Consider the following 13,573-nt stretch of genomic DNA (forward strand, 5'->3'; position numbering starts at 1 on the left):
ATAGTAATTTGAGATACATTCTCTTAGTAACTATATATTTCTCTAAAAATTGCTCAATTTATAAAGGATACATCTTCCCTATAAAAATTTTATCTATTTCTGATAAAGAAGTATTCCAACCAATTTCAAAATCACCGATAGTTAATTCATTTGGCACAGGATATTGCATAATTGATTTAGAATCGTGTGGTGTAAATGAAACTCCTTGTGGATTGAGTTTAGCTAATACATTCTGGTCAACCATTTCTTTAGACCAACCACTATTCTCTGCATAATATCGATATACAGCTGGTTTGTCCCAAGGTATATTTGCTCCTGGACTAGCTTGTTCATGTGATATACCTATACAATGACCAAATTCATGCAAAACAACACGAGAAATTTGTGATTCTGAGCTTGCAGGTGTTAAACCGGTTAAGCTCATAGTAGGTTGATTTATAGGAATTCCTAGATTATCAGTGCCTACATAAGACCAGAATCCCTTATGTCGAAATGTAATACGTATTTCTGCATTTGAATCATCACCAAATAAAAATTTAATATTGGCATATCTGCTCCATTCATTAGCATATTTTTTAACTTTTTCTTGTATTACTGTGTTCCCATCAAGAAAACGTACACGTAGAGTTCGGCCACTCTTCCATTTTTTTGCTGTTATTAAAGCCATTTCAGTATTATCAATGGCTTCCTTTGGTACTCCATAAGAGTCGGGCGCATTATCCGGATTTTCTTGAATTGCTAAACGAGATGCTTCAATTAATTGATTATCATTTAAGTTCATTTGCACACAATGATCTAGCGCTTCATTATTTGACAAATTCAATCCTCCCAATTATACGATTTAAATTACCTTTTATATTATGAATTAAATAAGAGAATTTTATTCTGAAAAAAATCTATCTATAAGTTTTTATTAAATTCATATACACAATTTATATTAAGATACGAATATATATTAATTTGAATAAAGCTTTATTTGTATATTAATAAAAATAATGATAAATAGTTCTTTTCTACACTTTGAAGAGTTCTACATCTAATTCAGTATGCGACAATAGCATTTCAGTATTAGTTAAAAAAATTTTTTTATTGATTCATTCATCTTACAGTTATTTAGTTAAGTTCTCTTACAATTTATAGAGATTTTAAATATCGTTCGGCTGGAGTTTTTTAGTACTACCTTTTGTGAAAGATCAAATATATCCGGAATCAAGTATTCTGCTATACAGTGTTGGCTCAGTTCTATTTAGTTCAAAACTAAATATGTCTTTACAAGCATAAAAGGTTAACTACAAAAAGGCATACCTAAAGGTATGCCTTTTTGTTTAAATTTTTGTACTAACATTTCTTTCTTAGTTATAACATTATGGGAACTAAGTTTAATGAAAAGGAAATGAAAGGAGTAAACTACTTGTTCCGTAAATTATTTGTATTTAAAAATAAATTTTATTTATAAGAGCTCATTGTTTAGTTGGCTTGAACTAATTTTAGGCTCTTATAATAAGTATTTTATAGTAATTTATAAAATATGTTTATACAATTAACTTTGTAACCAATTAAGTATTTTTTCTGATACAGCAGGATGATTCAAATATCCATATAATTTATGGGGGTTACATTTCCCTTTCTCATCTACCCAAAATGTGTAGATTTCAGGCTCATCTATAATACTTCTAATAAGATTCCTCTCAAGCATTTGATGAAAATCATCCTTTATGTCACCATCATGTGCTACAAAATCATCTACAGCTCGTATATTAATCCAATTTATAATGTTAGTTGGGTACATTCCATCATTTGGTTCGTTTGAATCATAGAGACTTTTTTTCACTGCAGGCTCGCCTAATGGATTACCTAATGTCATCCACAATGAAATTTTTTTCTCCCATAAATCTTTATATTCACTCATCCTTGAAAACTTCCATAAAACGTCATAAGAAACCATGCATCCCATGCTATGTGATATTAAAGCAATATCATCATTTGCTAATAAAGATTCCCTTAAAATTGGTTGCAAACGTTCACGAATTTGCGACCCTACTACCCTGCTAGTTAGATAAGAACCTAAATCTGGAAGGAGTTTATTTATTACTTTTTGAGTTATTCCAATTAAAGATAAGAAGGGGCTCGCAATTGTAGCTAAATCATCACCAAATTTTATAATTTCTTGTTTTTCAATTAATCGATCATAATCTTCTTTTGTGTGCTTTTCAAGAGGTCGTTTTATTAGCTTTTGTAAGGGTTTGTTGTAAGTATTATCTGGAACATACCAATTATCTGAAATCCAAACAAGTTCTTTTTTTAATTCCAGTCTATTTTTCACCAATATCTGATTTAAAATATCACCATAGTATACAACCGTTACTTTTACATCACCAACTTCAATTGCTTTTGCCATTTTTTTATTTATTCGCTGGATTCCATTTATTAGAGCGTTATTAACTAAAGTTTGCTTTATAGATTGTTGTGGTTTTGTAGATCTTCCATGAATAATGATTATATGTTTTTTTCTTGTCATAATTATCTTTCTCCTGTTGCACAAAGCTATGATGCGAAAGTGCAAAAATTTGTAGTTAACTAAAAAACTTTAACTTTAAGATGTTTTTAAATAAAAAGAGGCACATCATATTTATAATGTGCCTCTTTTTATTTTTTATTCAAACTAATATAGCAGATAACTTAAAATTCCCCCTACTAAAGAAGAAAGTTTATGAAACATGAAGTGGAGATAAAATTATATCTATAGTTGGAGCTATTTTACGATTATTAATTATTTATAAATCTTTAATTGACATAGAATCTATGTGCCATTTCTTATTAATTATTTCATACACCCAAAAAAATAATCCATATTTATAATAAACTACAAAAAATAAATTTGAGCAAATGGATAATAGCTTTTTAAAATACCTACATAATCGATACCTTGATCAGCAAGATATTTACTGCCCCATCTACAGAAGTATTCATTTAAATAATCTCTTACCCCGCTACTATATACAATTAACATCGGTTCAATACTATAAGGTTTTGCAATGTATTGATTAAAAATCTCATCAACTACATCATCTATTTCTAAGAACGTATTTCTTCCATAATTAAAAGATTGATCAAACAAAGAAGAACTACTAATTGTAAACCCTCTTTCAAAATAATGTTCTTTATATATACGATTCAATACAAATGAAGTTATACAAATGACATTTGCCTTTAAAGCTTCTTTCGGCCAATTCGGGTATAATTCCGAAGCGCTAACATTTTTTATATATTCCTTAAAATCCACTTTGTATCTTGGAGCATTTTCATAAGGATTCCCATCATGAACTATAATATATTGTGGTATTTGTAGATTATATGCATGTAATGGAATATCTGAAGAATACATAGAGTACTGCTGAAGTTGTCTTTCTAAATGCTGTTTAGTTAATTTATGCTGAGGTACATCAATAATTTCTATTGATTGCAACTCTCCTGTTCGATTTATAGGAATCATTTCTACTCTTTGTTTTGCTGTAGTTCCCGCAAAAATCTGTACACCTCTAACTATTTTCACACCATAATTAGGTGCTTCAATTGTAAGGATATATTCTGAATAAGGTTTAGGGCCCGAAGGATCTGAAGCAGATTCTTTAGGAGGAGCAGATAAAGAAACGACACTTGTTAAACCAATATCATTTGTTTGAAGTGTGGTAATAATTTGACTACCCTCATCTTGCTTACGAACGAATACCTTTGCACCCTTGATTGGTTTATCTGTATTCATTTCATAAACAGACACAATTAGCTTACCACTTGATGCGCGATAAGTATCCTGTGTATCATAAAAAAATTGTTGATTATTCAAAAATATATTTGGTTGATAGCATAACTGCTTTCCTGCATCCCATGGATAAGAGAGATAATCATTCAAAACTATTCGCCCTCTCTCTATAACAATTCATTGCAATCACTCCTTTATATTTTTATTACTTTCAATGATTAATAATTAGGATAGTAATCATTTTGATTATAAAATGATTGTGGGTAATGAGATGTGGAGGGATTTGTCATAGAAGGTGTAGAGGAAGGATTAATAAACAATTGGTTTGTATTTTGAGAAGGTGTGTATGTTTTAATATTTGGATCTGCATTTATCTGTACTGGTATGGGGTTATATTCCAAATCCCTTGAGGTACCTGCAGTATATTGTAATTCTTCAAGTAATCTCCATAGTTCTTTACGCACTACTCCTGTTACAGTAAAACTTTTAATTTTTTGAAATTCCTTTACTGATTTTTCAGTTCCAAGTCCAAAAAATCCATCTATTTCCCCTGTGTAAAAACCAAACCTTTTCAATAAACTTTGTATCATTTTTACACTTTCTCCTTGGCTACCATTCTGCAAAATCGGGTAAAACCCAGGAAGATTTGTCACATATACATATATATCATTTAGCTTATTCCAAGTTAGCTCATCTACAATTCCATTATCAGGAATTTGAAAATTCCTTTGAAAAATTTTGACTGCATTTACTGTATTTGAATCAAACGTGCCGCTTATTATTATTTCAGGGATATTTGAATATTTTTTTCTTATTTGAAATAAGTATTTCTGAATAGTGCGAACAGGTCCTTTTTGATCTCCTTCCTTTATATTATAACCTGGGAATGATTTGGTTACTTGTATAAAGTCAGCTAAACGGATTTCTACATTTTTATAATAATATTTTAAAATCTCCATATAATTCATTCCTCTTTCTGCAAGGCATGCTGTCCCCCATTGATAAAGCATCCCTGGTCGACTTGCGAATGGACATGGTTGCTTTTTACCAGCACGATATTGCGCAAAAAGCGGTGCGTTTTCACCAGGCTTTGCAATGTATTGTTTAAATACTTCTTCTACCACATCATCAGTTTCTTCAAAAGTATTTCTGCCATGAGTATATTTATGATCAAACTGTGTAATACCTGTGATTGTAAATCCTTTATCTTTATAGTAATTTGTATAAATCCGGTTTAATGTATAGGAAATGACACAAAGTGCATTGGCTATCAATGCATCTTTCTTCCATGTTGGATATACTTCAGAAGCAAGAACATTTTTAATATAATCTTTAAACCTTAGCTTGTATCTTGGAGCAGGCGTATTCGGATGACCATCATGAACGATAACAAATTCCGGTAATACAACATCCACATCTAAGTTTTGTCTTGACTCTTGTTGTTCCTTATGTTCTTGTTGTAGTTCCTGTTGTGATTCTTGCTGAGGATATTGTCCAGTTAATGTATGCTCGGGAATATCAATTATTTCAACAGAATCTCGTCCTTCTGTTCCACTAACAGGTATAAGTTCCATTTTTTGAACAGCTGTAACATCAGCGAAAATTTGTGTACCCCGCAGTACTACAGGTGCATAACCTGCAGCCTCGATGGATATAGCATATTCAGAATATGGTTTAGAGCCTAAAGGATCTAAACCGTTCTCTTTAGATGGGGTAGGTAAAGCAACTATATCGGTTTCACCGAATTCATTCGTATACAAAGTAATAATATCACTTTGGCGGGAAGATAAAATACGTCCTTCCTCTGTCATTTTATAAATAGATACTTTGACACCCTTAATCGGACTTTCTGTATCTTTTTCATATATTTTTGCAAATATCTTTCCACTTGGTTGCCGATAAAAATCTTCCTGACCTTCATCACTCACTCCTGCTACAGGATATGGTGGTTTATAACCTCCTGAAGAATATGGATAAGAATTATACAAATTCACCTCTCCTCTCGATAAATCCTATTTATATTAAAACTCTCGTATATAAACAAAATAAAAAGGCCCTTTATCCATGATATTATGCTCAACTCTATTTTTTTGAAATCATATAATTGCCTATTTTCTTTAAAGATTCTATATATATTTTTTAAAAATAAGTATGGACTACTCTATTAATACTTGACCACTTCCTGCTAATCTCCCCAAAATCTTCTTCAATCCAAAAGGTTAATCTAGTTATATTTTTGTTGCATACTATAAAAGTCAAATAACCTTATTTACAAAGATATTTTTATGTAATTCAAATTTATATTTGTCTATTACAAAGAAAGTTATAAATTGAAGATTTCAGTTGATTTATAAAGAGATTTTTTAGAATTACTCCTTTAAAATCTATATTTTATGAGTAGAAAAAACACTTACGTACATTCAAATATATTAACTTTAATAAAATTGATTTTATTTTTTACGATTAGTACCTGTCATATTAAAGTTCAATTTAACTATAATAAGTAACAGTATTCTAAAATCAAGGGGTGAAATATGGAGAGTTTACCCATTCTTAAATTAGGTTCCACAGGCTACTACGTAACCGTACTCCAATTAAATTTAATTGGTTTGGGAGTAAGCTACGAGAAACTTGCTATTACCGGCTTTTTTGATGAAAAAACACATAAATGCACAAAAATTTTCCAAGAGAAAACTAAATTAAAGCCTAATGGGATAGTAGAAGTTAACACATGGAAATCATTATTTGAGAACGTAATATTAATACAAAAGAAGCTACAATCTATAGGGTTTTATTTTGGACAACTTGATGGAGTATTCGGTTTATCAACTACCCAAGCCACACAAGAATACCAAAAAGAGCAAAATTTATACCCTTCTGGAGATATTACACCGAGAACACGCCACAAATTATTTAATCCCAATTCTCAATCTGAATTTTATACTAGCTCTAATCATTTACAATCCTTACATCCATATGTGGAGATGTTAGCTAAAGAATTTCTTCAATTAACAAAAACTAATGGCTTAGATGTTCGAATATATTCAGTGTTTAGGAGTTGGAGTGAACAAGATAGGTTATTTTCTTTAGGCAGGTGGAAACCGGGTGAAAAGGTTACAAACGCTCGAGGCGGGGAATCATATCATAATTGGGGATTAGCCTTTGATGCTGCACCTTATGAAAATAATTCTATACCTTGGAATAACATCAAAAAATTCAAGCAAATGGGGTATATAGGGGAACAACTTGGTCTAACTTGGGGTGGACGCTTTACTACCATAGTTGATTATCCGCATTTCGAATATTCTTTTGGATTAAGTGCTTGGGATCTTCTTAACGGTATTACCCCTCCTATTTTAAATATATAGCTTTTCATATAACTTAAATCACATCAAGATTTTTTCTATTTATAAAGAAAAAACATCTTCTGGAATTGAAAAATCGATTAAGGGACCGTTGGATGACAATAAACTATAGAGGGAAAAATATAATTATATTGAATATAATAATGTATTTTAAATTGCATTTTTAAGGAGGCGATGTCGATGAGAAAATATTTTTATTTGATTGGGCAAAAAAACAAGAGGATAACGTTTCACTAGCCCATAAACTACGTGGTTCCTCTTCAATATTAGAAAGAGAGTATTAAATTGAAGAAAATTTATTTAAAGCCTATTGACAAAAGTAATTGGGAAGAAGCAATTAGACTGTCTGTTAAAGAAGAACAGCAAACATTTATTGCATCCAACCTTTATTCTATCGCAGAAGTTCAATTTCTAGATAATTTCTATGCGTACGGTATTTATTTTGATGAAAAAATGATAGGATTTACTATGTTTGGAATAGATCCTGATGATAATAATTATTGGATTTATAGACTTATGATTGATGAAAAATTTCAAGGGAAAGGTATAGGTAAACAAGCTATATATCTGGTAATTGATGAGATAAGAAGAAATAATAATACAAACATTTCTATAATAATGATTGGATATGCTCCTGAAAACCTTACAGCTAAATTTGTATATAAAAAAGCAGGATTTATTGAAACAAAATTATCTTCTTGGGGTGAACAGTTAGCTAAATATTCTTTATAAGCACTTGGATTCTCCACGTTGAATATTAGATTTATTAAAGCGGATATTTGTTTTTTATTAAGATGGTTCTAATGTATAAATAACAAAGTAAGAGGAGCCTATAGTGACAGGCCCCTCCTACAAAAAACTGTAGTATACATGTTATAAATAAATTCATTTTACTAATAATTAATATCCACCATTTTTACCATCAAATTTATACACATTCAAATGATATTTCCCTTTATAGTATTTCCTTCATATTCACCACAAGCTAAGTAATTTTGTATGTTTTATTCATGATAAAACACCCATGTCATTCCAATATTTTATTTACCACGGAGATATCTACTTCTTTTGGAACTGTAACATCAAACGTTTAAACATCTGTTTGATTAGGACTAATCATATTTCCTTTTCCAAGCTTATTAAACCTGAGTATCTTCTCTTCTTCAAGCAATCCACCTGTTTGCGAGTCTTTTTTACATTAACTTTTATTTGTTCTTTACTTTCTTTTCCTCTACTATCTTTAACTGTTCGTTCTACATTATATGTTCTTTTTTCTCCATATCCATAGCTAGGATTGGCTTCTGTACTTGTTCTACCCTCTCTAAAATTCCATAGATAAAAAATAATTTTTCCATTTTCACTTTCTGTACCATCACTATGGAATTGAATTTCTTCATTAGAATCATAGGAAGGATAGCTTATTAGTTATTTAAGTTATATTTTGTAAGTAAGTTCAATTTATAATTATAGTCTTATATACATAAGGATTATTATTAATCCTCTCAATTACTTTAAACGATGGTAACTTATCTAATTCAATGACCATAATATTATTTATCTTTTGAGAAGAACTTTGAATTTTTATAATATTAATTTCATAATCACTGCATAAGGATGTTATAAAAGCGAGAAATTTACAACTATTTTTATTCCTCACTAAAATAGTTGGATTATTTTCTGATATGTTAAAATGAAACCCATTAATTTCTGAAATAAGTATTTTTCCTATATCATTTTTATATGTAACAACTTCTATACTTTCTTTTTCATTAAATAAAGAAATTTTTGCAGTATAAGAATAAGGTGTTTTTGCAAATTCTTCTACAAATTTAATTCCAGTGCTATTACAAATCCTAAAAGGATCTTGTTCTAACATACTTTTTTCTGTAAGATTAAATATCCCTTTCAAAAACGCTATTTGCAATTCATATTTATTTGTAACGTGTTTAAAGCTTCCATAGACTGAAATATTCACTTGTTCTGGTCTTAAAATAAATAACTCTCTAACTAACTTACCCATTTCAGTTCCTAAAATTTCAGGTGATAAATTATTATTTTTTACAAGATCGAACATAGGATAACTCTCCATAATTAACTCCCCCCTCACTTAAAATATCATTTGATTTATAATCAAAATAATTTTATATACAGATATTATATTATTAATTGTTCTTCCTTCGAGAAAGGTATATCGAATGCAATAAATACCTCAGTCAATGCACTTGTTAATTGAATTATTTGTTCTTCAGTGTGATTTGGAGTAATGTTTACCCTAAATCTCTCAGTCCCAATTGGTACAGTTGGTGAATTAATTGGTTGTAAATAAACATTATGTTTCTCAAGTAACTGACGTGCAGCAGCTTTACACTTTGTTGCATCACCAATTAAAACTGGTAATATATGTGTCTCGCTTGAATTCATAATTGGAATTCCCGCTCTTTCAAAAGAATTTCTTAACATTTCCGTTTTTTTATGTAAACCATCTCTTTCTACGTTAGAAACCTTTAAGTGCTCAACACTTGTATAACATGCCGCTACTATAGCTGGTGGTAGTGAAGTCGTAAATATAAAACCTGAGGCAAAAGATCGGATTGCATCAATCATTGGTCCCGAACCCGTAATATAGCCTCCGATAACACCAATTCCCTTAGCCATAGTTCCTTGAATAATATCAACTGAAGATGCAATACCTAGATCAGCAGCTATCCCTGCTCCTCTAGGTCCATACATACCAATTGCATGAACTTCATCAAGGAATGTTAAAGCGTTATACTTCTTAGCAAGTTTAACAATTTCTTCAATTGGTGCAATGTCACCATCCATAGAATAAACTGACTCAAAAACAATTACTTTTGGTCGGCTATATGGTTGTGATGCAAGTAATTGCTCTAAATGTTCTGTATCATTATGTTTAAATATTGTACGCTCTACCTTCGTACTACGTATCCCATTAATTATAGATGCATGATTAAGTTCATCGGAAAAAACAATACAATCTTCAAATAAACGTAGTAAACACTGAAGTGTTGCATCATTTGATCCATATCCTGTCGGGAATACAAGTGCAGATTCTTTACCATGCCATTCAGCTAATGATGACTCCAATTCCTCATATTGGTAATGTGTACCACCAATATTTCTAGAACCACCTGATCCCGCACCATATAAATTGATTGCGTTATGCATGGCTTCAACAACAACTGGATGTTGTGACATTCCTAAGTAATCATTACTGCACCAAACAACTACAGGCTGACTATCTTCTGATCCATTTAATTTAGCTAAAGGATATTGCCCACGAATTCGATTTAATGTAACAAACTCACGATATTGCCCACTTTTTTTCAGTTCTACTAGTTTTTCATTTAATATTTTTGTATACATATAGTGCCTCCAATTATAAGTTCTCTAACTATCAATTTAAAGGGGGTAATGTAAAAAAATGTTAATAAATTTGTGGTGCTCTCTCATTATAGGCATAATACAAACAAAAAACAAACAAAAATTTTAAAAATAAAATTTTTTCGGTAAATTATATTTTTACTCTTCCTATATATATATATATTTATATTAAATTTTAAGCTGTAGTTCGTTTAAAAATAGTGAAAAGCTTATAAATAGAGTGTTTTTAGCCACTTATTTAACAAGAAAATAGATTTTTTATTTTTTTAATTTATTTCTAAAGAGTTAGAAAATTAATATTGATATAATATTTAAGTCGTGATAATATTTGGCTCGTGAAAACTAATTTTACAAAAAAGGTATTTTTAGGTTATTAAAATTAATAGTTAAAGATCAACTATACTTTCTCAAATTAAGTTTATGATTATTAAAATAATATATCATTATATTTTAATTAAAGGATAAATTTGATATCTTTAGTCTGGTTATTTTATCCCCTAAAAATACAGATCCATCACACAATGAACTTTAGGAGGAATTTTGATTATGCAAGAAAAATTATTGATTCGTAAAGCTACCATTCAAGACACTGAAGAATTAGTAGAATTAAGAAAGATTTTATTATCTGGTGGTGACACACATTATGCAGCAAAAAGTGAAGAAGATAATTTGGCCTGGCAAAATGCTTATCGCGTTTGGATTAAAGAAAATATTTCAAATGAGAATGTACTGATTCAGGTTGGTCAATATGATGAAGATGCAAAAATATGTTCATGTGTTATTGGAATAATTGATTCACGCGCTCCTATGGTAGGTGCACTTAACGGACGAGTTGGCTGGGGACAATCTCTTGTAGTAAGCAAAGATAGACGTGGTCTAGGAATTGCAGAAGCAATGATGGATGCATTTCATAATTGGTTTAAAGAAAATAATGTTCAAAAAATTGTTGTCCAATCTAGTAAAATGGCCGAAGAGTTCAATAGAAAAAGAGGCTATCTCCAAACTGGGGAACAGTTATTATTTAAAACAATAGAATAGGAGCGTACCAAAATGAAAGTTTTAATTATTGGAATGGGTTTTTCAGGTCAAATGTTTTTAGAAGCTTTCCAGAACATCTCACCTCTCTACAATAATGATATTGATATTGCTTATACTTCAAGATCTCAAAAAGATATTGATTTAGTGTATTATCCGACTATTGAATCTGCCTTGGAAGTATTTAAGCCAGATATTTTAGTAATATCCGTTAACGACGAAAATCATGGAGAAGTATTATTTTCAATTCAAAATTTCAATGGATTTGTAATATGTGAAAAGCCTTTTGTTGATCCAAATTTCAAGTTAGAAAATGCAGAGAAACTATTAAAATACACATCGGGCTTTTGTTTAAATATGGTTGCAAGATATTCACAAGCCGCTCGATTATTAAAAGCATATGTAAATGATAATAATTTAAAATTAGTACGTGCCAACTTCTTATGGGAAAAAAATAGAATTAATGATTATCGACCTACAACAGGAGTTATCAGTGAAATTATACACTCTATAGATCTTGTTCAATGGATCAACGGTAATTCACCATTACAATTAAGACATATTCAAGGAGTGAAGTCTGATTATTCAATTTCTGGAGATGAAATTTCAGATAGCGTTTCTGTTATGGGTGAAATAAATGGTGCTGTAGTGACAGGATATAGTAGTTTTGTAAACTTATTCAGAAGAAGAGAATTAGATTTTGTTTTTCAGGATGTTAATAATCAATTAATTTTTGCACAACTCTCTTATGACACACCAAACTGGTATGAAGATTCAGTAAAAATTTGGACAGAAACTAGCACACAATCTGAAGAACTGTTATACTTTAATTCCCTTGAACACGAATATAATGGGGATAGAAAAATAGAGCGAATTATAAATGTAGTCAAAGATGTTACTGATTTTGTTATGCTGGAAAAAGAACCTTCTTTTGGTTTTCCAAATCTAAAAGATGCAGTTCGCTTACAGGAATTACTTAATGAAATTGATTCTAAGAAATCGAGCTTTTATAGAGTTAAATATAACAGTTCTGAGAAAAGAGTTTTGCTCAACGAAAATAGTGGATTTGGACGATTAGGATAAAAAATAGCAAGGAACTTAAAATAAGTTCCTTGCTATTTTTATAAATTCCTGAACATAATGTCCTTCTGCATGTGTTAATTCTGTAGCATGTTTATAAGATATGTATATATTTCTATAATGTCTATCCGGCAATTCATATATCTTTATATTATCAAATGATTTTAAGAAAAGCTTTGGTCCTATAGAAATACCTATTCCTAGATCAATCATTTTCACAATTGTATTGCAGTCACTTATATACGAATGCACCTTTGGCTCTATACTGTGCTGATTAAAAAATTTCTCAACTTGATTTCTGTATGGCGCTGCTGGCATAATAATATTATTTTGATCAAAGAAATCCTTTAAAGAGCAATCGTCAGGAATTAACTTTAAGTTATTTGGTGTTGCTATAACTAACTCGTCTTCCCAAAATGGGACGGATTCACATCCGAATTCCCCGTTAATTGTAAATCCCAGGTCAATTACTTTATTAATAACCCATTCTTGTATTTCATCATAAGTCCCCTCAAATATTATAATTTCAATAAACGGATACAATTTATTAAATTCTTTCATAATTGGAGGTAATATATGTTTTTTTACACTTGTAAAGGCTCCAATCCTCAGTGTTTTAGGCAATAATTGATCATTAAAATTTGTCTCTATTAATTTACGGTTTATATTTAATATCTGACCAATATACTCATAAGCTTTAGTGCCTTGAGGAGTTAAAGTAATCGTCCGACCAGTTCTCAGGAATAAAGACGTTCCTAATTCCTTTTCTAAGCTAGAAATTGCATGGCTTACTGCAGATTGCGTCATGTTTAATTTTTCGGCAGCCTTTGTAAAACTCCCCGTTGTAATAACTGATTCAAAAATTTCATACTTAATAATACTCATGAGTTTTTTTCATCCCTTGCATTAATATTATTCATTTTATTTAATC

11 protein-coding genes and 1 pseudogene are annotated in these 13,573 nt (G+C 30.2%); 4 read left to right on the forward strand and 8 right to left on the reverse strand.

The genetic code is table 11. From position 1 onward, the window contains the following. Nucleotides 1-58: 58 nt before the first annotated feature. The 4 genes from ACUN13_RS27815 to ACUN13_RS27830 all read right to left on the reverse strand — a co-directional run bounded on the left by ACUN13_RS27815 (nucleotide 59) and on the right by ACUN13_RS27830 (nucleotide 5,748). On the reverse strand, nucleotides 59-817 hold the full coding sequence (locus ACUN13_RS27815; protein ID WP_168455131.1) for a M12 family metallopeptidase: 759 nt from the start codon (nucleotides 815-817) through the stop codon (nucleotides 59-61). A gap of 723 nt (nucleotides 818-1,540) precedes the next feature. Then, nucleotides 1,541-2,518 carry a hypothetical protein gene (locus tag ACUN13_RS27820; RefSeq protein WP_168455132.1) on the reverse strand — a complete coding sequence of 326 codons (978 nt, stop codon included), beginning with the start codon at nucleotides 2,516-2,518 and terminating at the stop codon, nucleotides 1,541-1,543. 345 nt (nucleotides 2,519-2,863) lie between these two features. Further along, nucleotides 2,864-3,910, reverse strand: coding sequence for a SpoIID/LytB domain-containing protein (locus tag ACUN13_RS27825; RefSeq protein ID WP_119684309.1), 1,047 nt, complete (start codon nucleotides 3,908-3,910; stop codon nucleotides 2,864-2,866). Nucleotides 3,911-3,978: 68 nt separating this feature from the next. Continuing rightward, nucleotides 3,979-5,748, reverse strand: coding sequence for a peptidoglycan-binding protein (locus ACUN13_RS27830; protein ID WP_409532386.1), 1,770 nt, complete (start codon nucleotides 5,746-5,748; stop codon nucleotides 3,979-3,981). A 546-nt stretch (nucleotides 5,749-6,294) separates the two neighbouring features. Here ACUN13_RS27830 and ACUN13_RS27835 point away from each other — a divergent pair. Both ACUN13_RS27835 and ACUN13_RS27840 read left to right on the forward strand, forming a co-directional pair. Next, nucleotides 6,295-7,128: a peptidoglycan-binding protein gene (locus ACUN13_RS27835; protein WP_409532387.1), complete on the forward strand. Its 834-nt coding sequence runs from the start codon at nucleotides 6,295-6,297 to the stop codon at nucleotides 7,126-7,128. 282 nt (nucleotides 7,129-7,410) lie between these two features. Beyond that, nucleotides 7,411-7,857, forward strand: coding sequence for a GNAT family N-acetyltransferase (locus ACUN13_RS27840; protein ID WP_000725632.1), 447 nt, complete (start codon nucleotides 7,411-7,413; stop codon nucleotides 7,855-7,857). 168 nt (nucleotides 7,858-8,025) lie between these two features. Here the strand turns inward: ACUN13_RS27840 and ACUN13_RS27845 are convergent. The 3 genes and pseudogenes from ACUN13_RS27845 to hemA all read right to left on the reverse strand — a co-directional run. Next, a pseudogene (locus tag ACUN13_RS27845) lies at nucleotides 8,026-8,523 on the reverse strand (PKD domain-containing protein); the annotation flags it as partial. Between the two features lie 55 nt (nucleotides 8,524-8,578). Beyond that, a complete protein-coding gene (locus ACUN13_RS27850; RefSeq protein ID WP_000446882.1) occupies nucleotides 8,579-9,214 on the reverse strand; it encodes a hypothetical protein in 636 nt (211 codons plus the stop codon). A 65-nt stretch (nucleotides 9,215-9,279) separates the two neighbouring features. Further along, on the reverse strand, nucleotides 9,280-10,509 hold the full coding sequence (gene hemA / locus ACUN13_RS27855) for a 5-aminolevulinate synthase (RefSeq protein WP_409532388.1): 1,230 nt from the start codon (nucleotides 10,507-10,509) through the stop codon (nucleotides 9,280-9,282). A 564-nt stretch (nucleotides 10,510-11,073) separates the two neighbouring features. On the opposite strand from hemA, the gene ACUN13_RS27860 reads away from it, so the two are divergent. Both ACUN13_RS27860 and ACUN13_RS27865 read left to right on the forward strand, forming a co-directional pair. Then, entirely contained in the window at nucleotides 11,074-11,565 is a 492-nt protein-coding gene (locus tag ACUN13_RS27860) for a GNAT family N-acetyltransferase (protein ID WP_001156572.1), read from the forward strand. A gap of 12 nt (nucleotides 11,566-11,577) precedes the next feature. Further along, nucleotides 11,578-12,645, forward strand: coding sequence for a Gfo/Idh/MocA family protein (locus ACUN13_RS27865; RefSeq protein WP_409532389.1), 1,068 nt, complete (start codon nucleotides 11,578-11,580; stop codon nucleotides 12,643-12,645). Nucleotides 12,646-12,660: 15 nt separating this feature from the next. On the opposite strand, the gene ACUN13_RS27870 is transcribed toward ACUN13_RS27865, so the two are convergent. Next, complete coding sequence (locus ACUN13_RS27870) at nucleotides 12,661-13,527, reverse strand: LysR family transcriptional regulator (RefSeq protein WP_000022501.1); 867 nt, start codon at nucleotides 13,525-13,527, stop codon at nucleotides 12,661-12,663. Nucleotides 13,528-13,573 lie beyond the last annotated feature (46 nt).

The sequence above is a fragment of the Bacillus cereus group sp. Bce041 genome, from assembly GCF_052646455.1.

Bases quoted from the DNA above. Each gene is read 5' to 3' on its own strand.
- ACUN13_RS27820 (WP_168455132.1), bottom strand. From the start codon at position 2,518: ATGACAAGAAAAAAACATATAATCATTATTCATGGAAGATCTACAAAA.
- ACUN13_RS27835 (WP_409532387.1), top strand. From the start codon at position 6,295: ATGGAGAGTTTACCCATTCTTAAATTAGGTTCCACAGGCTACTACGTA.
- ACUN13_RS27850 (WP_000446882.1), bottom strand. From the start codon at position 9,214: ATGGAGAGTTATCCTATGTTCGATCTTGTAAAAAATAATAATTTATCA.
- hemA (WP_409532388.1), bottom strand. From the start codon at position 10,509: ATGTATACAAAAATATTAAATGAAAAACTAGTAGAACTGAAAAAAAGT.
- ACUN13_RS27860 (WP_001156572.1), top strand. From the start codon at position 11,074: ATGCAAGAAAAATTATTGATTCGTAAAGCTACCATTCAAGACACTGAA.
- ACUN13_RS27865 (WP_409532389.1), top strand. From the start codon at position 11,578: ATGAAAGTTTTAATTATTGGAATGGGTTTTTCAGGTCAAATGTTTTTA.
- ACUN13_RS27870 (WP_000022501.1), bottom strand. From the start codon at position 13,527: ATGAGTATTATTAAGTATGAAATTTTTGAATCAGTTATTACAACGGGG.